Raw genomic sequence first — 24,304 nt, 5'->3', positions numbered from 1 at the left:
ATAGGATCAAAGTAACAAGAAATTTATGTAAACTTACTGATAAAAAAGCCCGTTTGATCATAGTGATAACTCTATCTGTTAACAGCGATTGACAATTTTTTACCTATATTAACCAACAAAATAGCAAAGAGGAATGATAACGAGTTGCATTTGCGATCTAATTGTCAATATTGAGAGTGTAAATAGCGTGTAAATTAAAATCGAGATCACCATCACTTTCTTGCGGCAATTTTTAAGTTAGGTAACTTATAACGAAACCTATTTATCTATTGATGATCAAGGGATAATCCATCTTGACTTGATTTTCAGCCTTCAAGCCCTCATAAAGTATCCATACGCTTATTCTTCGAGGACACATCATGAGCAATCCATTGCAAAGTGGAACAGAATTACCACTTTTTTCGCAAATCAAACCAGAACACATTAAGCCAGCAGTGGAACAAGCCATTGAGAAGTGCCGTAGTTGTATTGACGAACTCCTCGCTAAGAATAAGGTTTACACTTGGGATAATTTGATTGCCCCGCTTGAAGAAGTTGATGACGAACTCAGCAAAGTATGGTCTCCGGTATCACACATGAATTCAGTGATCAGCAGTGACGACTTACGTGAAGCCCATGATGACTGTTTACCGCTGCTATCTGATTACGGCACATACGTCGGCCAACACCAAGGACTCTATGAAGCCTATAAGTCTATTCATCAATCCGCCGATTTTGCGCATCTGACCCAAGCTCAAAAAACCGTTATTGAACATAGCCTGCGTGATTTTGAATTATCCGGTATTGGCTTAAGCGATGCCGATAAAGTGCGTTATGGTGAAATTGTTAAACGTCTTTCAGAGCTAACCAGTAATTTTTCAAACCAATTACTGGATGCGACTCAAGCATGGACCAAACTGATTACTGACGAAGCAGACCTTGCCGGCTTACCTGAATCGGCACTTGCCGCCGCCAAAGCGATGGCAGAAGCAAACGAGCAAACAGGTTGGCTATTTACTTTAGATTTCCCATCGTATTTACCTGTAATGACATACAGTGAAAATCGCCCGTTACGTGAAGAATGTTATCGCGCCTTTGTGACTCGCGCATCTGATCAAGGCCCTAATGCGGGTGAGTTTGATAACACAAACAACATGAACGAAATTGTGGCGTTACGTCATGAAATTGCCAACCTGTTAGGTTTTGAGAGTTATGCCCATGAGTCATTGGCAACCAAAATGGCAGAAACACCAGAACAGGTGCTTGGCTTTTTAAATGAGCTGGGTGAGCGTTCAAAAGATCAAGCCGCAAGTGAACTCGCTGAACTGCGTGCCTTTGCCAAAGAACATTATAATGTCACTGAAATGGCATCGTGGGATTTAAGTTTTTACGCCGAAAAACTACAACAACATAAATATGAAGTGTCTCAAGAATTACTGCGCCCATACTTCCCTGAAAACAAAGCGCTATCGGGTTTATTTTTCACCGTTAACAAACTATTTGGCTTAACGATTAAAGAAGAGCAAGAGTTTGATTCATGGCACAAAGATGTGCGCTTCTTCCATATTTTTGATGCAGAAAACACCCACAGAGGTAGCTTTTATCTAGATTTATATGCCCGCACAGGTAAGCGTGGCGGCGCATGGATGGACGATTGCCGTGGTCGCCGTATCACCTCTAGCGGACTTCAAAAACCGGTTGCGTATCTAACCTGCAATTTTAATGGTCCAGTCAATGGCAAGCCGGCATTATTTACCCATGATGAAGTGGTGACCTTATTCCATGAGTTTGGTCATGGTATTCATCATATGTTGACCAAGGTAGATGTTGGCGGTGTATCGGGCATTAATGGTGTTCCTTGGGACGCGGTGGAATTACCTAGTCAATTTTTAGAAAACTGGTGCTGGCAAGAAGAGGCCTTGGCTGAAATCTCAGGCCATTTTGAAACTGGTGAACCTTTACCAAAAGCGTTACTTGATAAAATGCTTGCAGCTAAGAATTTTCAATCAGGCATGATGATGTTACGCCAACTTGAGTTTTCATTGTTCGACTTCAGAATGCACCATGAGTTTGACCCAGTTAAAGGAGCTAACATTCAAGGTATTCTTGATGAAGTTCGCAGCAAAATTGCCGTACTCACACCGCCAAGCTTTAACCGTTTCCAACATGGATTCGCCCATATTTTTGCAGGGGGGTATGCTGCAGGTTATTACAGTTATAAATGGGCTGAAGTGTTATCTGCCGATGCATTTTCACGTTTTGAAGAAGAAGGTATTTTCAACCCTGAAACAGGAAAAAGCTTCTTAAACAATGTATTAGAAATGGGCGGCAGCGAAGAACCTATGGTGCTTTTTAAACGCTTTATGGGTCGCGAGCCAAACACTGATGCATTATTACGCCACAGCGGTATCGCGGCTTAATTAATCTGAAATAAACGATTCACTTATCTTTTAACCCAAAGGCGCTATATAGCGCCTTTGTTCTTGCTACCGAAATAAATAGTCGTTATGCAATGACGAGGAATTCATCTTTAACCCCATCGAGGGTTAAAAGATAAGTAAACGAGTTAACTTAAGCTTTTACTATATCGTTTTAACTCACTCAGTAACGCTAATGTTGATATTGTGCTGAGGTAATAAACTGATTAAAAGACTCACACCATACAATCACAGTATTATATTTAGCTGGATCAATATTTTGTGGTACTGGCACAATAAAGTTTTCGAAGGTTTTCACCTCTCCTACTCTCACCATTGTCGACTTTAAGCGCATAAAGTCTGCTTCTGTTTCAACAAATTCGGAGGCAAGATAAAGTTGATAATCTGGCCCTGGCGCCAACGTCCCAGCTAGGGTAATAAAATGTGGGCCTACTGCCACATCCCCCTCGCCCCAGTGAAGTATATCGCTGTCTGTGAGATCGCTAATAAACGTGGTTTTATATTGTGCTTGGGTCACAAGCAACGATATTTCTGAGGCTGTCGGTGCCACAGGTGCCGTAATGATGGGTAACAGATATATGCCAAGTATAACTCCCATCGTCCCGACCACTAAGTGACTTACTAATAAAAACAAAGTTTTAATACGCATAACGCCTCAAATTAAAATGGAGTTGCTACACCATTATTGATGCAACATGCTGTGTTATATGTTTATTGACCAAAACTGGGGTTAATAAAACCAGCGATGGTAGCTATCGCTGGTTTACTCCATTTAAGCCAACTTTAAATCAAACTGCTGACGATACATCACCATATCTTCAATAGTGAGTACTGGCATATTATGCTTTAAAGCAAAGGCGACAATTTCAGGCGTTTTCGCCATAGTGCCGTCTTCATTTGTCACTTCACACAACACCCCTGACTCGCCTAAACCGGCCATTTGCATTAAATCAACTGTACCTTCGGTGTGACCACGACGTGTTAATACCCCGCCAGCGCGAGCACGCAATGGAAATACGTGACCCGGTCTTGCTAAGTCACTGGCTTTGGCATTGGCAGCTGTCGCGGTTTTGACTGTCGTGACCCTGTCTTGTGCCGAAACACCTGTGGTTACGCCAACCTTGGCTTCAATCGACACGGTAAATGCGGTTTGGTTCGCGCTATTGTTGTCTGCCACCATCGGCGGTAACTCGAGCTTATTCGCTTGTGCATCGGTCAAACACAGACACACAATGCCGCTGCATTCACGGATCATTAATGCCATTTGTGCAGCCGTTAAGTGTTCAACTGAATAGATTAAATCGCCTTCGTTTTCACGATCTTCATCATCCAGTAACAAGATACCCTTGCCTTGCTTAAGCGCTTCAATGGCTTTTTCAACTCGGGTAAGTGGTTCACCAAAAGGTGAAAGTAAAGATAACTGATTCATGGTTACTCCTAAAAATTGACCAGAATCAGGGCTTTGAAGAGGGGTTTTACACCAAATAGAATCGCACCAGCAGAAAATATCTACTGGTGATGTTGCTATTCTCTCTCATCCGGACTGTAACCGTCGGCTCTGGAATAGTAGTCATTACTTTACGAGTAATACTAAGTCACCAAATCTGCTGACCTCGACGAATCGAGCGCTCGCGGGCTTTATTGTTTACCTAGTGCTAAAAATAGGTAAATCAACTTACCGCCGGTGGGGAATTTCGCCCCGCCCTGAGAATTCATGCTGGAAATTCAGCCCGGATATAGTAAAGCCCAAACTAGCTAAGTTCAATCAAGTGATGAAACAAACGTGTGTATAAATCACATAAACTCTGCTTGATAGCTGGTATGACCTCTGTTAGCCTGTTTCGCTCACAAAGGAGTGGTAATAAATGAATCTGTATTTTCGATTAGTGTGGTTATTTTTGTGGCGCATTCGTCATTGCCCAGGTATTAGTTTTTTGGATACCAGCCGAATTAGCTATCGTGCTTTACCATTTGATTGTGATGTTAACTTGCATCTCACCAACTCACGCTACCCTGCGTTTATGGATTTAGCGCGCACCTATATGATTGCCGATATGGGATTGATGAAGAAGTTTCTGAAAATGAAATGGATGCCGATTGTCAACGCTTCAGAGTTTACCTATATCCGCGACATTAAGCCGTTCGAAAAGTTTGAAATAGAAACCAAGGTTGTCGGTTGGGATGAGAAATACTTTTATATTGAACAACGCTTTATTACGGCAAGAGGCCTACATTGTATTGTTCATGTACGTGGTGTTTTTGTGTGTAATCGTAAACAAGTGCCAATTGAAACATTAGTTTCTGAAGCGGGTTACTATGGTGACAAGCCTGAGTTACCAGCAGAAGTAGTGAAGTGGAAGCAGTTTCTACAGCTCAAAAAAGAGCGTAATAGCTAATCTACACTCAAACAGCCATCGTATTGATGGCTGTTTTGTTTTAATGATGTTCAAATGAATAAATCCGAAAAGTAAGGAGCATTTGTGGCTAAGCTAGAAAAATTTGCCGATATTCTATCGCGCGCATGTGAACGAAAAGGCGGTTTAGCGATTGTTGAGGCGTTATTGCCCGATACCTTATCAAGCAATGAAATTGCCCAATATAGCGATGCCGAATTATTATCTGCTATGTCTAAACGGGTTTTTCAAAGTGGTTTTGTATGGCGCGTAGTCGAAAATAAATGGCCCGCATACGAAAAAGCCTTCTTTGATTTTGAGCCGCAAAAAGTCTTGATGTTATCACCCGAGCAAATTCAACAACGTGCAACTGACGCCACGCTTATTCGCCATCAAAAGAAAACCCAAGCCATTATTGATAATGCATATATGGTGCAAGCTTTATCAGCAAAGCACGGTAGCTTTGCTGAACTTATTGCTCACTGGCCAACTGATGACATTATTAGTTTATGGCAATTACTGAAAAAACAAGGCACCCGTTTAGGCGGAAATACAGGGCCTTATTTTTTACGCTCGATTGGTAAGGATACTTTTTTGCTGTCGAATGATGTTCAAGGCTATTTAAAGGCGAAAAAAGTTGTTGATGCTGGCTTCAGTTCACAAACGGGGTTGAAACAAACACAGGTAGCATTTAATGCTTGGCAGCAGGAAAGCGGGCTCAATTTAGCTGAAATTAGCCGTATTATTTCTTTGGGTGTAGGCGATAATCATCTTTAAATAGCTTATCGATTAACTCGCAACTTGGTAGCGGCTTAAAAACATCTGAGCCGTTTCGTGGGCTAAATGCTGACGTTCAACATCGGTCAATATCGGTTTGCAAGTGAGTACCTGTGGCCAAAAACAATGGCCTTTCAGTAATGACATTAATTGATCACTGGCAAAATTGGCATCATCTAGTTGCAGTTTGTTATCAGCCTGTGCGGCTTTTATCCAACGGATCAGCGCAGTTTCTTGCTGTTTCATTTTTTCAATTTCTCGTGTCATTTCATCACGACTATAAAACAGATGTCCAATCGCTACCCGAGCTAAATCAATATGTTCCTGTGAGTTGATGACTTCAATTTCAGTTAACATAATGGCGGCTAATTGACTGCCTAATGCAATACTTGACTGATAACGACCTTGGTTTTTAATCATAGCTTCTTGCCATAACTCACTCACTAGGTGCATGACTAAGGCTTCTTTTGTGGCAAAATGATTATACACAGTGCGCTTTGAAACCTGCGCCTCCTCAGCCAATTTATCCATGCTACTTGCAGTGACACCGATGTCTTTAAACATGCGTTTAGCTGCATCAATAATGGCTTGTCGTTTTAACTGGCTGCGGCTTTTCATTTCAGTCGTCATCACGCTATATATTCATAAAAGTTAATGAAACTATTTTACACTGACCAGTTTACTTTTCAAGCTAAAATCCATAAACTACACCGCATAGTTTACTTGTGTTATTAAAAATATGGATAATTGCTTTTTATAGCATTTCCCGTAGTAACTTGATGATGTTTATTGGTATATAGCTTAATGTGTGAACAAACTAGTGACTTAAATGACTTGCAGGTTAAAGCGATTAATTCGATGGCAGTTCAGAACTATGCCAACAAACACCTGTTTTACAATGAAAAGTCAGTAAAACATATAACAGACAAATTTATCAAAAAATGAAATACTAGAAAAAGTTTCAGCTAGTAGCACCATTTTGCTAATGAAATTGCAACATCTAGCAGTTAAGCTAACTACAATTTGTAGACGCTTTTTTACTGACATTATCGATTAATCGATAATTCAAACCAAAACCGTTAACAACTTCGTATCAACTAAGCTAGTTAACGTATTTATTTACAATTTAACGCTTCGGCTTTACTCATAGTCACTATGCGTAATGACCGCAACGAAGCAAAATAGACAGTTCGAATTAAATTGCACAACTTCTCATACTGAATCAAATTTAGATGAGGAACATTAGGAGTAGGAGCTCTCATGCACAAAGCATTGAAAATTGCCGCAGTCATCACTGCGTCGTTGTGGTTAACAGCCTGTGGCAAACAGGACGATGGAGCGCAAGCTCAACAAGAGCGTCCACCTACTCCGGTTGGCGTAATGATTGTAGAAGCCCAATCTCAAGCGATTCAAGTTGAATTACCTGGTCGCAGTAAATCGTTTTTAGAAGCGGAAGTGCGTCCACAAGTATCAGGTATTATTACTGAGCGTGGGTTTATCGAAGGTAAAGAAGTGACTAAAGGCCAGTCTCTTTATCAAATCGATTCGGCTACCTATAAAGCCGCTTTAGTCAGCGCAGAAGCCGATTTAGCACGTGCTAATGCAGCCTTAGAATCAGCGAAAGCCAAAGCTGCACGTTACCAAACGTTAGTGAAAACCAATGCGGTTAGCGTACAGGATTTTGATGAAGCGAAAGCGGCTTATAAAGAAGCTTTAGCCTCTGTTACGGTTGCTGAAGCGGCAATCAATACAGCAAAAATCAACCTTGAATATACTGAAGTAAAAGCGCCAATTTCTGGCCGTATCGGTAAATCATCGGTGACGGCAGGCGCTTTAGTAACAGCGAATCAAAGCAATACATTGGCAACCATTCAACAGCTTGATCCAATCAATGTTGATATTGCTCAGTCTAGCGCCCAACTATTACGTCTTAAAAGTAAGTTGAAAGCTGGCAAGCTACTAAAAAGTGATAATGCGGCGGTGACACTTATTCTAGAAGATGGCTCTACTTACGATCAGCAAGGCATTATGCAGTTTGCTGAAGTCAGCGTTGATGAAGCAACAGGTTCTGTGACATTACGTGCTGAGTTCCCTAATCCTGACGGTGTATTATTACCTGGCATGTACGTTCGTGCCCGTTTAGATACAGGTAAAGATCCTCAAGCGATATTAGTGCCGCAACGTGCCATTACGCGTAACACTAAGGGGCAGGCGATGGCGATGGTGGTAAACTCTGACAACAACATCGAAGTACGCATTGTTACCACGGCTGAAGTGATTGATAACAACTGGCGCATCATTGATGGACTTTCTCCTGGTGACAAGTTAGTCGTAGAAGGTTTACAAAAAATTCGTCCTGGCGCTAAAGTTGCTCCACAGGTATTAACTGAAGAAACTCCACAAAAATAGGACAATACTATGGCTCGCTTTTTTATTGATCGCCCTATTTTTGCTTGGGTGATCTCAATTCTTATTATGCTAGCAGGGATATTGGCCATTAAAGGCCTTCCCGTTGCTCAGTACCCCAGTATTGCGCCACCAACCGTGGTGATTACTGCGTTTTATCCTGGTGCATCGGCTAAAACCATGGAAGACACCGTTACTCAGGTTATTGAGCAACGAATGACGGGTATTGACCATCTACGTTATATTTCGTCAAGCAGTGACAGTTTTGGTAATGCCACTGTGACGTTAACTTTTAACGCCGAAGCGGATCCTGATATTGCGCAAGTACAAGTGCAAAACAAACTGCAGGCGGCAATGACATTATTGCCTCAAGAAGTGCAATCGCAGGGTGTTGATGTTAACAAATCCAGTGCTGGATTTTTAATGGTTGCTGCGTTTGTATCTGAAGATGGCTCGCTAGCAAAAAACGATATTTCTGATTATGTTGCAGCAAACATTCAAGACCCAATGAGCCGTGTACCAGGTGTGGGTGAACTGCAACTATTTGGTGCGCAATATGCGATGCGCATATGGCTTGACCCTCTAAAATTGACCCAATACAACTTAACCAGTATTGATGTCATGGCGGCGATTCGTGAGCAAAATGCCCAGGTTTCAGCCGGTCAACTTGGTGGTGCTCCAGCAATGGCAGGCCAAGAACTAAATGCGACTGTGACCGCACAAAGCCGCCTACAAACGCCCGAGCAATTTAAACGTATTATCTTAAAATCTGATACGTCAGGGGCAAACGTTTATCTTGAAGATGTTGGCCGAATTGAGCTTGGCGCAGAAAGCTATGCTGTTGAATCGTTTTACAATGGTAAGCCTGCTTCTGGATTAGCCTTTAAATTAGCAACTGGCGCAAACGCGCTGGATACCGCCAAGAATATTCGTGAGCGTTTAGGTGAATTACAAGCCTATTTCCCTGATGGTTTAGAAATTTATTACCCTTACGATACAACCCCATTCGTTGAAAAATCGATTGAAGGCGTAGTACACACCTTAATTGAAGCAATCGTATTAGTGTTCTTGATTATGTATCTGTTCCTACAGAACTTCAGAGCAACACTGATCCCAACGATTGCAGTACCTGTAGTATTGCTTGGTACCTTTGCGATTTTATCAGCGACGGGCTTTTCGATTAACTCGCTAACCATGTTTGCTATGGTATTGGCGATTGGCCTGTTGGTGGATGATGCCATCGTTGTGGTAGAAAACGTTGAACGTGTGATGGCTGAAGAAGGGTTAAGCCCTCTTGAAGCGACACGTAAGTCGATGGATCAAATCACTGGCGCACTTGTCGGTATTGGTTTAACCCTTTCAGCAGTATTCGTACCTATGGCCTTTATGTCTGGCTCAACGGGTGTGATTTACCGTCAGTTCTCAATTACGATTGTGTCAGCGATGGCATTGTCAGTATTAGTTGCCTTGATTTTAACACCTGCACTGTGTGCCACTATGTTAAAGCCATTGCCTAAGGGTCATACGCATATTAATACCGGCTTCTTTGGTTGGTTTAACCGTATGTTCGATAGCATGACATCACGTTATGAAGCCAGTGTCGCTAAAATTCTAAAACGTAGTTTCCGTATGATGGGCATTTATCTTGTGTTGGTTATTGCAACCGCTTGGATTTTCATGCGCATGCCAACGGCATTCTTACCCGATGAAGACCAAGGTATTTTATTTACCCAGGCGATTTTGCCCACTAACTCAACCCAAGAAAGCACCGTTAAAGTGCTAGAAAATATCAGTGATTACTACCTTACCCAAGAAGCTGACACAGTAAAATCTGTTTTCAGTGTTGCGGGATTCAGTTTTGCTGGTATGGGCCAAAATATGGGGATGTCATTTGTTGGTTTAAAAGATTGGTCAGAGCGTGAAGCGCCAGGGCAAGACGTTAAATCGATTTCTGGCCGTGCGATGGGTTACTTTATGCAAATTAAAGAAGCCATGGTATTTGCGTTCGTTCCGCCTGCGGTAATCGAACTGGGTACCGCCAATGGCTATGATTTGTATCTTCAAGACAGAAGTGGCCAAGGCCATGATGCGTTAATTGCAGCCCGTAACCAATTGCTCGGTTTAGCAGCGCAAAACCCTAACTTAGTCGGTGTTCGCCCTAACGGTCAAGAAGATGCGCCAATGTACGAAATTCACATTGATCACGCTAAAGTAAGGGCATTAGGCATTGATATTAATAATGCCAATAGTGTACTTGCATCTGCATGGGGTGGTTCATATGTGAATGACTTTATTGACCGTGGTCGCGTGAAAAAAGTCTACGTACAAGGTGATGCGAAATACCGTATGCAACCTAGCGATTTAGACACTTGGTATGTGCGTAACTCCAAAGGCGAAATGGTACCATTCTCAGCCTTTGCAACAGGTTCATGGAACTATGGCTCGCCACAATTACAGCGCTTCAATGGTTTACCTGCGGTGAATATTCAGGGCTCGACGGTTCCTGGTTATAGTACCGGTGATGCCATGAGCGACATTGAAAAAATGGTTGAGCAGTTACCACCAGGATTTGGTATTGAGTGGAACGGTTTATCTTATGAAGAGCGTTTATCAGGCAACCAGGCTCCAGCATTGTATGCATTATCAATTCTGGTTGTATTCCTAGTACTTGCTGCACTATATGAAAGTTGGTCAGTGCCATTTGCGGTTGTGTTAGTGGTTCCGCTTGGGGTAATTGGTGCCTTACTTGCAATGAATGGCCGCGGTTTGCCTAATGACGTATTCTTCCAGGTTGGCTTATTAACCACGGTGGGGCTGGCAACCAAGAACGCCATCTTGATCGTAGAGTTCGCTAAAGACTTCTATGATAAAGGTGCAGGATTAATCGAAGCGACACTGCATGCTGTACGAGTGCGTTTACGCCCAATCTTAATGACCTCATTAGCATTTGGCTTCGGTGTTGTTCCGTTAGCGCTCAGTACCGGTGTGGGTTCAGGCAGTAAAAATGCCATTGGTACCGGTGTACTTGGCGGTATGATGAGCTCGACATTCTTAGGTATATTCCTTATTCCATTATTCTTTGTTGTGGTAGAAAGCATATTCAGCCGCAAGAAAAATAAAGCTGAAGCGGAAAAAACCTCTGATGCGCCAGCCGAAACAACACATAAGTCTGACCACTAAGACCTTGTGAGTTGAGTAAAAATTAGCCCAGCTTATGCTGGGCTTTTTTTATTGACGATGGTATTATCCCGCCCCCTTGTCGAAACCCGCTATCATTTAAATAATGATGGGGTTTAATGAACAAGCCATAATCATAATAAATCTCTGTACAGACTTTGAGTGTAAATGCACTTGAAGCCAATTAATTTGCGGGTTCCCTCACCCCGCCTAACCCAAATAAAAAGGCCACAAGATGTTAAAACTTACTCAGACGCAAACGCGTCGTGCGCTGCTATTTTTAGTCAGCTTTCATATACTGATTATTTGCGCCAGCAATTACCTGGTTCAATTACCTTTTCAAGTGTTTGGTTATCACACTACCTGGGGGGCCTTTAGCTTTCCATTTGTGTATTTAGCCACAGATCTCACGGTACGTATTTTTGGCCAACAAGCTGCTAGGCAAATTATCTTTAAAGCTATGTTGCCCGCTTTAGTTGTGTCGTATTTAGTTGGTGTATTATTCCATCAAGGACAATTTCAGCAGTTTAGTGCCTTATTAGAAATAAACACTTTTGTCTTTCGTATCGCCTTTGCTAGCTTCGTTGCCTACCTTGTAGGGCAATTAATGGATATCACTGTATTTGCCCAATTAAGACAGGCACGAGCATGGTGGATTGCGCCTGCAGCTTCAACCTTGATAGGTAACTTTGTCGATACATTGGTGTTTTTCAGTGTGGCATTTTACGCTTCAACAGATGCCTTTATGGCAGTTCACTGGCCTGAAATTGCCACCATAGATTATGGTTTTAAATTAATTGTTAGCTTGGGGTTATTCTTACCGGCTTACGGAGTGTTACTGCGAGTATTACAAGATAAATTGCTCAGTACTCACCAGCACTCTGTACGAATTCTATAACACGCTATTGCCGCATTGCGGAGATAAGTAGTCATAACAAACCACCTACTTATGTGAACTAAATTAGCTCAACATTTCAGTACTACCATGGCGTGATAGTGAAAACTATCACGCTTTTTTATTCCCTAATATTGTAAAACCAGCCTACACCTGTACCTATCTAAAACACCCTTTCTCGTTAAGCACTTGAAGATACAACAGAGTTTCCGTTCAACTATAGGCTTAAATTAATCATAAACTCAACTGGACAGACCTGTTATAATAACCGGCTTTAAATGTCCCAAATACCGCTTGTGGAGAGCTTAGATGTACAATTTAGAAATTCGTGAATTTACCGATGCAACCGACACAGTTTGCCAACTCATCGCCCAATTGACGCAACAAGTCCCAGAATTAGACTGTCCACACACCCAAGCGGATATTCAACAGCGGTTAAGCGCTACACCTTGCTTAATCTTAATTGCTTATGTTGAAGGTGAGGCCGCTGGATTCAAATTAGGCTATGCCAGACACGATACTGAGTTTTATAGTTGGTTAGGTGGCGTATTACCCGATTTTCGTCAGTTAGGCTTAGCTAAATCGATGTTGGAATACCAAGAAAAGTGGGCGGCACATAAAGGTTATGCCACTCTATCTGTAAAAACTCGTAACCACTTTAATGCCATGTTGAATATGCTGGTCAGTCGTCACTATCAAATTACGGCGATAGAAGCCGATCAAAGTAATATTAGCCAGCATAAACTGCATTTACAAAAACAGCTTAATCTTATAGCAAGTCAGTAGCCGAGCAGACTTTGAATGATGGTAATGTAAAGCCTAAATAACTTTTTTAATAATGCTTGCAAACGATAATGAGAATGATTATTATTTATGTGCGTTCCAAAGCTCAGTTTACATTTTAAAGCTTCATCACCTTTATTATTCCGCTGAGTTCGCAAGCACGACATTGCTCACACACTCTTTGTGGCCGGATTAATCATCCGGCTTTTTTTTACCAAAAATCCCATGATAGCTCTGAGTCAAAGATGAATAATCGCCAACGATAAATCTCACATTTGAGTCGTTACCTCAAACTGGGCATTTTTAGTTGGTAATAAGGCGTATTGACAACTCAACCACCAGCCTATTTTCATTCTTCCTTCATAAAAATTAACACAATATCTGGCATAAATAAGCAGCTGCTTTATCGCCACTGCCATTCCAAACTGAGGTTAACTAAAATGTAAGCCATCGTAAGGGTTATTGGTGTGTTCATCTTTGGCTTTGTAGTAAAGTCCAATAATAAACACTGTGCCTTTACCTTCAGTCGATTTCACTTCAATCGTGCCGCCAAGGCGCTTAATAATGCCGTAACTTAATGATAATCCCAAGCCTGTACCATCTTTGCGGGTGGTATAAAAAGGATCAAAAATACGGCTCAGCTGCTCAGCACTGATCCCGACGCCTTCATCTTCTACTTCAATTTTAACCCCTATGGGTTCATCGTTTTGCAGCCAGTCATGAGTTCGGATCCAGATACGCTCTCGAGTGGGCTCTTTTTTGGCTTCAATGGCGTGGGCGGCATTCACCACCAGGTTAATTAATACCTGCTGAAGCTGCGGACGATTGACCTCAACCGGGCAACTAGCGTTGAGTTCTTTAATCAGCACCACTTGTTGCTTTTGAATTGAATGACGCACCAATACTAGTACTTCTTCCACAATGGGCGTGACCTGATGCATTTCAATCGGAGCATTAAATTCGCCCGGACGACTGTACTGCAATAAACTGCGAATAATGGTGCTGATCCGCCCAACTTGCTGAATAACCAATTCAATTTCTTCTGAAACCTGTTCAGCTTGGTCACCCAGCTCGAATTTCAATAACTCCATGTTACCCAAAATCACCGCGGTAGGATTATTAATCTCATGAGCGATACCTGCTGTTAACTCTCCTAACGCGGTAAGTTTTTCATTGGTAACCAATTGCTGACGGGTTTCATTCAATAATGCCACATTGCGTTGTAGCTCTTCCGTTTTATCTTGCAGACTTTTAGTTCTTTGTTCGACTTTAACTTCAAGCTGTTCTGCCGCGGCCTGAATTTGCAAATTACGACGCTGTAATAAATCCAGCATGCTATCAAACTGTTCGGCTAAATTTGCGAGTTCGTTGTCTCGGTCTAACCCTAGCTCGCCAATGCGCACATTGCCACCAGATTGCACCGCTTTGACAACGTGATGAATTCGCTCAATCGGTTTTAACAAGCTATATGCGCCGCGATAAACCAATAGCCCCGAAATAAACAACACCAACATGAGAATACTGCCCAGTTCGATGATATTTAACAGGTAATTATTGATAAAGGGCCCTTCGGAAAATCCGGTATATACCATCCCAATACGCTTACCGTAGATATCAAGCAAGGGAGCATAGGCTGAGATATACCAGTCGTTAAATACAAATGCTCTGTCTACCCAAGGTTGGCCTCCCAGTAACACTTTTTCTCTCACTTCTTCTGAGACCAATGTGCCCAAAGCGCGATTTTGATCTGAATACTGCGAGGATGAAGCATTTATCGGTACGTTGGTACTGACTCTCACATTGTCTAAAAATACGGTTACTGTGCCGATAGACAACTCAGGTAAGGTGCCTTTGTCGTAGACCAAGTTACGAATGTAATCGACAATCGCAGTATCTCTATTGAGCAAGTTTCCGCCATCAAGATACCAAGATACCGATGAGTCTGGGTTGATAATTGGCAATACACTGCGGCTAATTAACCCACGCTTTTCCTGATCTTTTGTGGGTTCAAGCGCCCTTTGAGTCGATTTTAAATCGATGACGGCATATTGCGCTAATTGTGGATCAATCTCTTTTAAGCGTTTGGGTGACAACACCATCATGCCTGAAGAAGGTGACTTAGTTTTTTTCCGCAACAAAGCATTTAAGTCGGTATCGCCATTAAGCTGTTCCGCGCTGACCACCCGCAAGAAGTCTAAACTAAGCTGTTGCTTAGTTTGATTAAGCACTTCGGCAATGGTTTTACGTGCCTGTTGATTGTGCTTATCTTGAAGTAGCTGTTTAAAAGCGGTTTGAAATGCCCATGAATTTGCCACATGCACCAGTTGTTGCTCTTGGCGATTTTGCACTTGCTCCAGCGTGTTTTCAGCAACGGTTAAATCAGCCTTTACCTTCATAAATAGCTGCTGGCTGGTGTAACTAATATTCCAATAAATGGTAATAAAAACTAGGCTAACAAGCGTCAGTAGAATAGGGAGCAGTGTTAAAATTAATAACCGATAACGCACTTTGGCTTGCATTTGCTGCCAGCTGATATTAAAAATTCGCTTAAAAAAAGACACAGTTACCCTTCCTCTTGCTCATCAGAAGTATGCCCTAGCCAATCTTTGTACTTTCTATCTAACGTTTTGCGAGACACTCCTAGATCTCTTGCTGCGGCAGACTTATTCCCTTCATGGGCATCGACTACTTTAGTGACATGCTCTTTTTCAACGGCTTTCAAAGTCCAATCCAGTGGATAACCGCTGTTTTCAATGGTTTCAGTCGTAGCTGATTTTTTCCAATATTCCGCCGGCGGCTTGCCCAACAAAATGCAACGCTCAATCATGTTTTTCAATTCACGAATATTACCCGGCCACTCATGTTGCTTTAATACTTGTAGGTCTTCATGACTCCAGAGCACAGGTTTAATGCCTAAATCTTTGGAGATTTGAACAGTAAAATGATGCGTTAATTCAACCACATCTTCTGGTCTAGCACGTAAAGGCGGGATCAAAATATTCAACACATTTAAGCGGTAATAGAGGTCACGACGAAAATGCCCACTTTCAACTTCTTCCACCAGCAAACGGTTAGTGGCGGCCACCACTCGCACATCAATATTGACCTCTTTTTCACTACCAACGGGCCGAATAGCACGCTGCTCTAGTACCCGTAATAATGCAGTTTGCATATTCATTGGCATTTCACCAATCTCGTCCAAAAAGATGGTGCCACCCGAGGCAAAATTAAATAATCCTTCCCGTGAGGTTTTAGCGCCAGTAAATGAACCGGCAATATGACCAAACAATTCACTGGCTAATAACTCTGGTGCAATGGCACCACAATTTACCGGAACAAACGGGCCAGTTCGCCCACTTAATTGATGTAACTGCCGAGCGACAAGCTCTTTACCAGTACCAGACTCTCCCTCAATCAATACCACTGCATTGGTAGGCGCCACACGCTCAATAACTTGTTTCACTTCATTAATAGCGTCACTACTGCCAATGATCGTTGACGATTGACCATGGGAAAGCTCACGTTTTAACATAAAGTTTTCACGTTTAAGTAAGCGTTTTTCAATACAGCGATCAACCGCAGTCATCATCTGCTCAAGATGAAATGGCTTCATAATAAAATCAGATGCTCCCGCCCGTAAGGCCTTAATGGCAACATCCATATCAGCATAGCCCGTCATAAAAATAATATCGGATTGACGGTCGGTGTCATCTAACGCTTCATGCCACTCAATGCCTGAACGATCGGGTAAACGAATATCAACAATTAATACATCAAAATGTCCCTGACTGCGAAGTAGTTCGGCTTCGGCAATTGTTGATGCTGTCTCCACAAAAGCGAATTTTTTTAGCATCGCTTTGGATAAAAAACTACGCATACCGGGTTCATCATCAACAATTAACACTGACATGCTGGTATTCACACTGGTAGACATACTCATTACCGCTCCGGTTGGACATTTTGACTCAATTTGAACTCACTTTAGCACCTTATGATACAAGTTAGGTCAGTATGAACCACTGAAAAGTGACCTTGGGACAATTTGTCTTATGTGTTTTTCATCACCGTGGGATCTGCTTCACAAATTAAGCTTTTGGCGTGAACTGAATTTGCACTTAAAGCAGTTGGCATTTAACTTGCTAGCCATTGGGCTACATTAGCTGTTATTTACCTTAGGGTTAATGTTCTTTGCATTAAATAATGCCATATCACCACTGTATAAAAGGATAGATTCATGTTTAAAAAAATCGCCTGTATTACTGCCTCATTTAGCATAATGAGTAGCTTGGCTTTTAGCCCGTTTTTACAAGCTCATGAGCACGAAGCGCATAGTGTTATCAAACTAGCCACCACCACCAGCACTGAAAACTCAGGTTTATTAAGCGCATTGTTACCTACGTTTGAAAAAAAATCGGGTTATTCGGTACAAGTTATTGCGACCGGAACAGGGCAAGCCATTAAACTTGCAAGCCAGGGTGATGTTGATATTGTTATGACACATGCTCCAGTGGCTGAAGCTAAGTTTGTTGCAGATGGGTATGGCGTACAACCACGTGGTTTAATGGAAAATGATTTTGTGGTACTTGGACCTAAAAATGATCCTGCAGGTGCCCATGATGCTAAAAGTGTGCTTGAAGCGTTTGAGCGTATTGCAGCAAAACCCAGCGCCTTTATCTCACGGGGTGATAACTCTGGCACTCACATGAAAGAGTTAGAGATATGGCAGCAAGCTAACGTAAAAACCGATTTTGCAGGTTATACTTCAGTAGGCCAAGGTATGGGTAAAACCTTATTAATGGCTAACGAGTTACAAGCTTACACGTTAACAGACCGTGGTACTTTTGTGGCTTTTAAGGCTAAACTGGATTTAACCATTAGTTTTGAAGGTGGCAAAGAGTTAGCGAATCCTTATCAAGTGATGCTAATCAACCCGACAAAATACCCAGAGCTAAATCATCAAGGTGCACAAGCATTAAGTGACTGGTTAATCAGTCCGGAAGCACAAAAAATGATTAATGAATTCACAGTGCAAGGAGAGCAATTGTTTAAGGCAACTTATCAAAAATGAGTGAAGGCTGGTTAGCCCTTTTGCAGCAAGCATTTCGCTTGCTGCTATCTTTTGACCCCGATGTATGGTCAATTATTAATGTGTCCTTTTCCGTCTCGTTTGCGGCACTTTTTATCACCTTAATTCCTTCTATAATGCTGGGATTTTTTCTCGCATTTACGCATTTTCCTGGCCGCTGGATTGTGACTAATTTAATTCAAACCTTACAATCCATTCCCACTGTTGTGATTGGTTTGTTGGTGTATTTATTACTGACGCGCAACGGTGCCATGGGTGACTTAAAATGGTTATTTAGCCAAAACGGCATGATATTTGGGCAAATGTTAATTTGCGCGCCAGTGTTAGTGGCCTTATCACAAGCAGCATTTGCCAGTGTGGATCGCCGCGCATGGGAAACATCACGCACCTTAGGCGCCAATTGGCTAATGGCGATTTGGACCGTGTGTCGTGAGTTACGGGTAGCCCTATTACTTGCCATTGTTGCCGCTTTCAGCCGTATTTTAACCGAAGTGGGTTGTTCTATGATGGTCGGTGGGAATATCATGAATGTCACCCGCAATATTCCTACCGCGATTGCATTAGAAACCAGCAAAGGCGATTTTGCCCAAGCCATTGCCTTGGGGTTAGTATTGTTGATTTTGGCATTAGTGCTTAATTTCGCACTAGGTTCATTACGGGGTAAAGCCCTGCCTAGGAGCCATTAATGATCCAATCGACATCTTTACCGCCACAGATTAAAGCAGCTGTCGAAGCTACTGATTTATTAATGCAATTTGACGCTCGCAGGTTATTCAGTGCTCACAAACTGCGTTTTGTAGAAGGCGATGTGATTTATTTGCAAGGCGATAATGGATCGGGTAAATCGACGCTGATGAAAATATTGGCTGGATTACTCAAGCCCTCACAAGGTTATGTATTCAGCCAAGGTTTTAGTCGGCCAGCATGGTGGCAGTCTGATTCATTACTGGGTAAAGCCGTCTATTTACATCAACACCCTTATTTGTTTGATGGCACGGTAAAATACAACCTTACCTATGGATTACCCGTAAGAAAAATCCGCACTAAGGCACTGCAACAACGTCTTGAACAAGCCATCAATATGGCACAATTATCAGATTTACTTCAACATTCAGCCAGTGATTTATCTGGCGGTGAACGCCAACGTCTTGCCATTGCAAGAGCCTGGATTTGTCAGCCTAAGTTGCTGATGTTGGATGAGCCGATTTCAAATATGGACAAACATTCGCAGCGACTGGTACTGGCGATGATCAATCAATTGAAAATTGAAGGCACAGGTTTACTGATCAGTAGCCATCAAACCTGTGGGTTAACGGCATTATGTCAACAACATTGGCATATCAAAGATCAAGTCATCCATACCAGTCAACATGTACCTAATTTAGACACTCAACAAGATAATTCAGTAATGGGATCTCACTATGTCATCGCCAAATGAACACTCACCAACAATTGAAGCCGTCATTCTTGCGGGCGGTATGGCAAGACGCATGGGCGGTGATGATAAAGGCTTAGTAGAGCTTAATAACCAACCCATGATAAGCCATACTATTGACCGTTTAGCGCCGCAAGTGCAGCGCATCATGATCAACGCTAATCGAAATCAACAGCGTTATAGCGAGTTTGGTTATGAGGTGATGAGTGATATGGATTCTGGTTACTTAGGTCCTCTTGCTGGCATGATCACTGCCATGGGTCACACTCAGGCGGATCTGTTACTGGTAGTGCCTTGTGACTGCCCACTTCTGCCCCATGACTTAGCCTGTAGAATGCTGGCTACTATGCAACAAACGGATGCCGAACTTGTGGTGGCTAGCGACGGTAAACGCGAGCAACCTGTGGTGTTATTACTCAAACCCAATTTACGGGATTCCATGAAAGCCTTTTTAGATGCGGGCGAACGTAAAATCGATTTTTGGTATGCTAAACATCACTATGAAGTGACCAGTTTTGCCGATCAACCCAGCGCATTTATTAACGTCAATACACCAGAACAAAAACAACAACTAGCCGAGCAAATAGCGCAGTAACTAAAATAGAGGTAATTATGTCTTGTGTGTTTAACAATCCACTGTCGATCCCCGTTCTTGGCTTTTGTGCATACAGTGGCACAGGCAAAACCACATTATTAAAGCAACTGATCCCTGAGCTAAATCGTCGCGGTCTGCGCCTAGCAGTGATCAAACATGCTCATCATAATTTTGATGTTGATATACCCGGTAAAGATAGCTATGAAATGCGTAAAGCTGGCGCCAAACAAATGTTGGTGGCATCGCACGTTCGCTGGGCATTGATGACTGAGGAAGCGTTAGATTCTGATCCCAGCTTACCGCATTTGCTAAAGCAGATTGAAGCCGACAAAGTCGACATAGTGTTAGTGGAAGGTTTCAAAAAGTTAGCATTACCTAAAATTGAACTTCATCGAGCCTCACACGGTAAACCTTTTATTCATACCCATGATGACAACATTGTCGCTATAGCCTGTTGCGATGAAACCCAAACACCGAGAGAACTTACTCGATTAGACCTCAATAATGTCGGTCAAATTGCCGATTTCGTGGTGCAATATCAACAAAACTGGCAAGCACCTGAGGTGATATTGCCGATTGATTTAGCATCAGCAGAAACACCACATAATGTTCAGCAAGGTCTTTCTGTTGCTGAGGGTATCAAACATATTCTCAGTCAAGTATCCCCCATCAATGATCACGAAATGGTGGACTTAGATCTATTAGATAATCGCGTACTGGCCAGTGATTGTATTTCACCAGTTAACGTTCCACAGTACACCAACTCAGCAATGGACGGTTACGGTTTTGCGTATAGTGATGTAGCCAGCGCTGCGCCATTACAGGTTGTTGCTGAGGTACTCGCAGGCCACGGATATGACAACGTCGTACAACCGGGCCAAGCCGTGAGTATTATGACTGGTGCTCCTGTACCACAAGGCGTCGATACCATTCAGCCCCGAGAGCTATGCGAAATCCAAGACAACCAGGTTAAATTATTAGACGCGGCCAGCATTAAAATAGGCCAACATGTGCGTTTAGCTGGCGAAGATATAGCTTTAAATGCTGTCGCACTTAGTAAAGGCACTCGTTTGGCTGCGGCAGAGTTAGGCTTGTTAGCCTCATTAGGCTGTTTTCAAGCTAACGTCGTAAAAGCACCAACGGTTGCGGTATTCTCTACTGGTGATGAAGTCAGCCAACCTGGTGAGCCTTTAAAACCTAACTGTATTTACGATTCAAACCGCTACACCATCAAAGCCATGGCACGTAAATTGGGTTGTAACATTATCGACTTAGGCATTATTGAAGATAATGAAACCGCATTAACTGCTGCGTTGCTTAAAGCATCTGAGCAAGCCGACATTATCATTAGCTCCGGTGGAGTATCTGTTGGTAACGCCGATTACATCAAAACAGTGTTAGCTAAGATTGGCGAAATTAACTTTTGGCGAATCAATATGCGACCAGGGCGACCACTGGCTGTGGGTAAGATAAATAACAGCCTATTTTTTGGATTACCCGGAAATCCTGTCGCAGTTATGGTGTCATTTTTACAGTTTGTGCAACCTGCTTTGCGTAAGCTTGCTGGCGAGCAAACATGGCAACCTCAGTATATTCCTGCAATTGCTGATGAGTTTTTGCGCAGCAAAACCGGTCGCACTGAGTTTTTACGGGGTATTTACCATATTGCTGGCGATGGCCAAGTGCATGTGAGTTCAACTGGGGCGCAAGGCTCTGGCATGCTGAGTTCAATGGTAACGGGAAATTGCCTTATCGTAATTGGTGAAAAGGATGATCATATCGCTCAAGGCCAGCGTGTCTTTATTCAACCATTCGCCGCTGTGCTTTAACATGATTTAAGCATTCGCGAGAATGCTTAATTTGCATCAATACCGCCAAACGGATAGGCAAACGTAGTAGGTAAAGTAGGTAACATATGAGCCAAATTGTAGATGGGTTTAATCGACAGGTAGAATATCTGCGATTATCGGTAACCGATCGCTGTGATTTTCGCTGTGTATATTGCATGAGTGAAGACCCTGAGTTTTTGCCTCGCGAGCAAGTGTTATCTTTAGAAGAGCTTTCATGGGTAGCACAAGCGTTTACAGAACTTGGCGTAAAAAAAATCCGCTTAACGGGTGGTGAGCCGTTAGTGCGCACCGATTGCGACCAGTTGGTGAAATTATTGGGTAAATTACCCGGCTTAGAAGACTTGTCGATGACCACCAATGGCTCACGCTTGTCAAAACTCGCAAAACCGCTATATGACAATGGCTTATCTCGGTTAAATATCAGCTTAGACACCCTGAACCCGACGTTATTTACCCAACTAACACGTAATGGCAAATTAGCGCGAGTGATTGCCGGTATCGATGCCGCTATTGCTGCGGGCTTTAGCAAAATAAAAATCAATGCGGTTATCTTGCGTGGTCAAAATGATCATGAAGTCATTGATTTAGTCAACTTCTGCAGACAACGTAACTTAGATATCGCTTTTATCGAAGAGATGCCTCTGGGTGTGATGGATGAACGTAAACGTAGTAGGCATTGCTCAAGTGCTGAAGTGCGCCAATTAATCGAGCAACATTATGCTTTAGTGCCCTCAAGCAAACGAACTGGCGGACCGGCAAAATATTTTAAAATGGCTGACAGTAACATTCATATTGGCTTTATTTCGCCGCACAGTAATAACTTTTGCCATGAGTGTAATCGTGTCAGGGTAACGGTAGAAGGACGCTTACTATTATGCTTAGGCAATGAAAACTCGATTGATTTAAAAGCCATAGTCAGAGCGTTTCCCGCCGATATTGAACGCTTAAAAGCCGCCATTTTATCGGGTATCAAATTTAAACCTCAATCGCATCATTTTGATCAGGAAGGCGTGCAAATTCTACGATTCATGAATGCAACTGGGGGGTAATTCGTATTTTGGGTGATAGATGATAAACTTGAAGTATCATCAATCACCTAGTTGAGTTTATGGCTTTATCACGCAAAAAATGGAATACGATTATTATTCTTGCCAGCGCAATGATGATTGCAGTATTAACCTTTATAGATAGCAAAACCACGCAACTGCCTGCGGATGCTATGCCACTATTTGATAGCGAATTACCATTAAAACAATTGCAAATTAATGCCCAATCTTTTGTCAATAATCAAGGGCTGTGGCAATGTTCAGATAACGTGCTTAATTGTAAGCAATGGGTTGCGGCCTGGAAAAGCATCGCCATTTCAGCGTTGGAAACAGAGCCTGTACATACCTCTTCAGCAATAAAAATCATCTTATCCATAGAAAACATCGATGATGCCCAAGTATGGTTATTGTTTGCAGAAGAAGGCTTGTTGCAATCACCCAGCTTTAATTGGTATCAAATCCCCCCGAGTTTACGTACTGATCTATTGCCAATCGTTAACGTACAATCTTAGGGTTGCGATTTAAAGCACCAAACATCAGCCGCCGAAGAAAAGCAATCAACCCTAAAGTGGAACAATAAACCATGCCTGAATTGCCAGAAGTTGAAGTCACCCGCCAAGGCGTTGCCCCCTATCTTGTTGATCAAACCGTTGAACAACTGATAGTTCGTAATGCATCACTGCGTTGGCCAGTGCCCGATGTTGCGCAAAATATTGTTGGGCAAACTATCAAAAGCGTCCGCCGCCGAGCCAAGTATTTACTAATAGATACGGATGCAGGCATCACTATCGTGCATTTAGGCATGTCGGGCAGTTTACGTATTTTGCCGCGTGGCACTCCTGCTGAGAAGCATGATCACATTGATTTAGTGCTGCAAAATGGTCGTATTCTTCGTTATAACGACCCACGTCGTTTCGGCGCTTGGTTGTGGTATGAACTGCCTGAAGAGGCCCATCCATTATTATCAAAATTGGGGCCAGAACCTCTTACCGACGCCTTTAACCCTAATCAGTTACAGGCTGCGTTAGTGGGTAAGCAAAAAGCTATAAAGCTCTGTTTGATGGATAATCATATCGTGGTGGGAGTGGGTAACATTTACGCTAATGAAGCGCTATTTGCTGCGAATATCCATCCTCAAGCGGCGGCTGGTAGCATTGATATAGCAAGGTTAACTGTGTTGGTCACTGAAGTAAAAACCATTTTAGCGAATGCCATTACTCAAGGTGGCACTACCCTTAAAGATTTTACTAATGCTGATGGTAAACCTGGTTATTTTGCCCAAAAACTGCATGTATATGGTCGTGGCGGTGAGACCTGTACTACCTGCGGCAACTTATTATCTGAGATAAAATTAGGTCAGCGGACAACTGTTTTTTGCGGACTGTGTCAGGCTAGATAAATCATCGTCGGCATAATAAACAAATATAAAAGGGAGCCGAAGCTC

20 protein-coding genes and 1 riboswitch are annotated in these 24,304 nt (G+C 42.6%); of the genes, 15 read left to right on the top strand and 5 right to left on the bottom strand.

The window, feature by feature from the left end; genetic code table 11:
- The first annotated feature begins 359 nt into the window (after window positions 1-359).
- Window positions 360-2,399 carry an oligopeptidase A gene (prlC, locus tag ORI98_RS07735; RefSeq protein WP_306134830.1) on the top strand — a complete coding sequence of 680 codons (2,040 nt, stop codon included), beginning with the start codon at window positions 360-362 and terminating at the stop codon, window positions 2,397-2,399.
- A 190-nt stretch (window positions 2,400-2,589) separates the two neighbouring features.
- Here the strand turns inward: prlC and ORI98_RS07730 are convergent, their stop codons facing one another.
- Together ORI98_RS07730 and ribB are read right to left on the bottom strand one after the other, a co-directional pair.
- On the bottom strand, window positions 2,590-3,066 hold the full coding sequence (locus ORI98_RS07730) for a DM13 domain-containing protein (protein WP_261298320.1): 477 nt from the start codon (window positions 3,064-3,066) through the stop codon (window positions 2,590-2,592).
- A gap of 123 nt (window positions 3,067-3,189) precedes the next feature.
- A complete protein-coding gene (gene ribB / locus ORI98_RS07725) occupies window positions 3,190-3,846 on the bottom strand; it encodes a 3,4-dihydroxy-2-butanone-4-phosphate synthase (RefSeq protein ID WP_261298321.1) in 657 nt (218 codons plus the stop codon).
- 93 nt (window positions 3,847-3,939) lie between these two features.
- Window positions 3,940-4,133, bottom strand: a riboswitch (FMN riboswitch).
- 149 nt (window positions 4,134-4,282) lie between these two features.
- Here ribB and ORI98_RS07720 point away from each other — a divergent pair.
- Window positions 4,283-4,813 carry a thioesterase family protein gene (locus ORI98_RS07720; protein ID WP_261298322.1) on the top strand — a complete coding sequence of 177 codons (531 nt, stop codon included), beginning with the start codon at window positions 4,283-4,285 and terminating at the stop codon, window positions 4,811-4,813.
- A gap of 84 nt (window positions 4,814-4,897) precedes the next feature.
- Window positions 4,898-5,587, top strand: coding sequence for a DNA-3-methyladenine glycosylase I (locus ORI98_RS07715; RefSeq protein WP_261298323.1), 690 nt, complete (start codon window positions 4,898-4,900; stop codon window positions 5,585-5,587).
- A gap of 12 nt (window positions 5,588-5,599) precedes the next feature.
- On the opposite strand, the gene ORI98_RS07710 is transcribed toward ORI98_RS07715, so the two are convergent.
- Window positions 5,600-6,217: a TetR/AcrR family transcriptional regulator gene (locus ORI98_RS07710; RefSeq protein ID WP_306134922.1), complete on the bottom strand. Its 618-nt coding sequence runs from the start codon at window positions 6,215-6,217 to the stop codon at window positions 5,600-5,602.
- A gap of 630 nt (window positions 6,218-6,847) precedes the next feature.
- On the opposite strand from ORI98_RS07710, the gene ORI98_RS07705 reads away from it, so the two are divergent.
- The 4 genes from ORI98_RS07705 (at window position 6,848) to ORI98_RS07690 (ending at window position 12,851) form a co-directional block, all read left to right on the top strand.
- The gene (locus tag ORI98_RS07705) at window positions 6,848-7,996 is read left to right on the top strand and encodes an efflux RND transporter periplasmic adaptor subunit (protein WP_306134829.1); all 1,149 of its coding nucleotides are present in this window, start codon (window positions 6,848-6,850) and stop codon (window positions 7,994-7,996) included.
- Window positions 7,997-8,005: 9 nt separating this feature from the next.
- Window positions 8,006-11,173, top strand: coding sequence for an efflux RND transporter permease subunit (locus tag ORI98_RS07700; protein ID WP_261298325.1), 3,168 nt, complete (start codon window positions 8,006-8,008; stop codon window positions 11,171-11,173).
- A 232-nt stretch (window positions 11,174-11,405) separates the two neighbouring features.
- On the top strand, window positions 11,406-12,068 hold the full coding sequence (locus tag ORI98_RS07695; RefSeq protein ID WP_261298326.1) for a 7-cyano-7-deazaguanine/7-aminomethyl-7-deazaguanine transporter: 663 nt from the start codon (window positions 11,406-11,408) through the stop codon (window positions 12,066-12,068).
- A gap of 306 nt (window positions 12,069-12,374) precedes the next feature.
- Entirely contained in the window at window positions 12,375-12,851 is a 477-nt protein-coding gene (locus tag ORI98_RS07690) for a GNAT family N-acetyltransferase (RefSeq protein ID WP_306134828.1), read from the top strand.
- A 428-nt stretch (window positions 12,852-13,279) separates the two neighbouring features.
- On the opposite strand, the gene ORI98_RS07685 is transcribed toward ORI98_RS07690, so the two are convergent.
- Window positions 13,280-15,367, bottom strand: a complete 2,088-nt coding sequence (locus ORI98_RS07685; protein WP_280925408.1) for a cache domain-containing protein — start codon at window positions 15,365-15,367, stop codon at window positions 13,280-13,282.
- A gap of 44 nt (window positions 15,368-15,411) precedes the next feature.
- Window positions 15,412-16,788, bottom strand: a complete 1,377-nt coding sequence (locus ORI98_RS07680) for a sigma-54 dependent transcriptional regulator (protein ID WP_261298329.1) — start codon at window positions 16,786-16,788, stop codon at window positions 15,412-15,414.
- 336 nt (window positions 16,789-17,124) lie between these two features.
- Here ORI98_RS07680 and ORI98_RS07675 point away from each other — a divergent pair, with 336 nt between their 5' ends.
- From ORI98_RS07675 to mutM, 8 genes are all read left to right on the top strand, one after another.
- Window positions 17,125-17,916: a substrate-binding domain-containing protein gene (locus ORI98_RS07675; protein WP_261298378.1), complete on the top strand. Its 792-nt coding sequence runs from the start codon at window positions 17,125-17,127 to the stop codon at window positions 17,914-17,916.
- Window positions 17,913-18,620 (top strand): ABC transporter permease, encoded by a 708-nt coding sequence (locus tag ORI98_RS07670; RefSeq protein WP_261298330.1) that lies wholly within the window; start codon window positions 17,913-17,915, stop codon window positions 18,618-18,620. Before ORI98_RS07675 ends, ORI98_RS07670 begins: the two co-directional genes overlap by 4 nt.
- Window positions 18,620-19,372: an ATP-binding cassette domain-containing protein gene (locus tag ORI98_RS07665; RefSeq protein ID WP_371931135.1), complete on the top strand. Its 753-nt coding sequence runs from the start codon at window positions 18,620-18,622 to the stop codon at window positions 19,370-19,372. Before ORI98_RS07670 ends, ORI98_RS07665 begins: the two co-directional genes overlap by 1 nt.
- On the top strand, window positions 19,356-19,964 hold the full coding sequence (gene mobA / locus ORI98_RS07660) for a molybdenum cofactor guanylyltransferase MobA (RefSeq protein WP_306134827.1): 609 nt from the start codon (window positions 19,356-19,358) through the stop codon (window positions 19,962-19,964). The genes ORI98_RS07665 and mobA overlap by 17 nt, the downstream gene beginning before the upstream one ends.
- 17 nt (window positions 19,965-19,981) lie before the next feature.
- Window positions 19,982-21,793 (top strand): bifunctional molybdopterin-guanine dinucleotide biosynthesis adaptor protein MobB/molybdopterin molybdotransferase MoeA, encoded by a 1,812-nt coding sequence (locus tag ORI98_RS07655; protein ID WP_306134826.1) that lies wholly within the window; start codon window positions 19,982-19,984, stop codon window positions 21,791-21,793.
- An 86-nt stretch (window positions 21,794-21,879) separates the two neighbouring features.
- Window positions 21,880-22,863, top strand: coding sequence for a GTP 3',8-cyclase MoaA (moaA, locus tag ORI98_RS07650; RefSeq protein WP_261298333.1), 984 nt, complete (start codon window positions 21,880-21,882; stop codon window positions 22,861-22,863).
- A gap of 59 nt (window positions 22,864-22,922) precedes the next feature.
- Window positions 22,923-23,372 (top strand): hypothetical protein, encoded by a 450-nt coding sequence (locus tag ORI98_RS07645; RefSeq protein WP_261298334.1) that lies wholly within the window; start codon window positions 22,923-22,925, stop codon window positions 23,370-23,372.
- A gap of 71 nt (window positions 23,373-23,443) precedes the next feature.
- Window positions 23,444-24,259 carry a bifunctional DNA-formamidopyrimidine glycosylase/DNA-(apurinic or apyrimidinic site) lyase gene (mutM, locus tag ORI98_RS07640; protein ID WP_306134825.1) on the top strand — a complete coding sequence of 272 codons (816 nt, stop codon included), beginning with the start codon at window positions 23,444-23,446 and terminating at the stop codon, window positions 24,257-24,259.
- Window positions 24,260-24,304 lie beyond the last annotated feature (45 nt).

This window comes from Shewanella sp. ULN5, assembly GCF_030731885.1.
GTDB classification, from domain to species: domain Bacteria; phylum Pseudomonadota; class Gammaproteobacteria; order Enterobacterales; family Shewanellaceae; genus Shewanella; species Shewanella holmiensis.
The sequence above is the reverse complement of the archived record's forward strand: the minus strand, read 5'-3'. Positions and strand labels throughout refer to the sequence as shown.

Excerpts from the sequence above, each read along its gene's own strand:
- prlC (WP_306134830.1), top strand. The coding sequence starts at position 360 with ATGAGCAATCCATTGCAAAGTGGAACAGAATTACCACTTTTTTCGCAA.
- ORI98_RS07730 (WP_261298320.1), bottom strand. The coding sequence starts at position 3,066 with ATGCGTATTAAAACTTTGTTTTTATTAGTAAGTCACTTAGTGGTCGGG.
- ribB (WP_261298321.1), bottom strand. The coding sequence starts at position 3,846 with ATGAATCAGTTATCTTTACTTTCACCTTTTGGTGAACCACTTACCCGA.
- ORI98_RS07720 (WP_261298322.1), top strand. The coding sequence starts at position 4,283 with ATGAATCTGTATTTTCGATTAGTGTGGTTATTTTTGTGGCGCATTCGT.
- ORI98_RS07710 (WP_306134922.1), bottom strand. The coding sequence starts at position 6,217 with ATGACGACTGAAATGAAAAGCCGCAGCCAGTTAAAACGACAAGCCATT.
- ORI98_RS07705 (WP_306134829.1), top strand. The coding sequence starts at position 6,848 with ATGCACAAAGCATTGAAAATTGCCGCAGTCATCACTGCGTCGTTGTGG.
- ORI98_RS07700 (WP_261298325.1), top strand. The coding sequence starts at position 8,006 with ATGGCTCGCTTTTTTATTGATCGCCCTATTTTTGCTTGGGTGATCTCA.
- ORI98_RS07695 (WP_261298326.1), top strand. The coding sequence starts at position 11,406 with ATGTTAAAACTTACTCAGACGCAAACGCGTCGTGCGCTGCTATTTTTA.
- ORI98_RS07690 (WP_306134828.1), top strand. The coding sequence starts at position 12,375 with ATGTACAATTTAGAAATTCGTGAATTTACCGATGCAACCGACACAGTT.
- ORI98_RS07685 (WP_280925408.1), bottom strand. The coding sequence starts at position 15,367 with ATGCAAGCCAAAGTGCGTTATCGGTTATTAATTTTAACACTGCTCCCT.
- ORI98_RS07680 (WP_261298329.1), bottom strand. The coding sequence starts at position 16,788 with ATGAGTATGTCTACCAGTGTGAATACCAGCATGTCAGTGTTAATTGTT.
- ORI98_RS07675 (WP_261298378.1), top strand. The coding sequence starts at position 17,125 with ATGAGTAGCTTGGCTTTTAGCCCGTTTTTACAAGCTCATGAGCACGAA.
- ORI98_RS07670 (WP_261298330.1), top strand. The coding sequence starts at position 17,913 with ATGAGTGAAGGCTGGTTAGCCCTTTTGCAGCAAGCATTTCGCTTGCTG.
- ORI98_RS07665 (WP_371931135.1), top strand. The coding sequence starts at position 18,620 with ATGATCCAATCGACATCTTTACCGCCACAGATTAAAGCAGCTGTCGAA.
- mobA (WP_306134827.1), top strand. The coding sequence starts at position 19,356 with ATGTCATCGCCAAATGAACACTCACCAACAATTGAAGCCGTCATTCTT.
- ORI98_RS07655 (WP_306134826.1), top strand. The coding sequence starts at position 19,982 with ATGTCTTGTGTGTTTAACAATCCACTGTCGATCCCCGTTCTTGGCTTT.
- moaA (WP_261298333.1), top strand. The coding sequence starts at position 21,880 with ATGAGCCAAATTGTAGATGGGTTTAATCGACAGGTAGAATATCTGCGA.
- ORI98_RS07645 (WP_261298334.1), top strand. The coding sequence starts at position 22,923 with ATGGCTTTATCACGCAAAAAATGGAATACGATTATTATTCTTGCCAGC.
- mutM (WP_306134825.1), top strand. The coding sequence starts at position 23,444 with ATGCCTGAATTGCCAGAAGTTGAAGTCACCCGCCAAGGCGTTGCCCCC.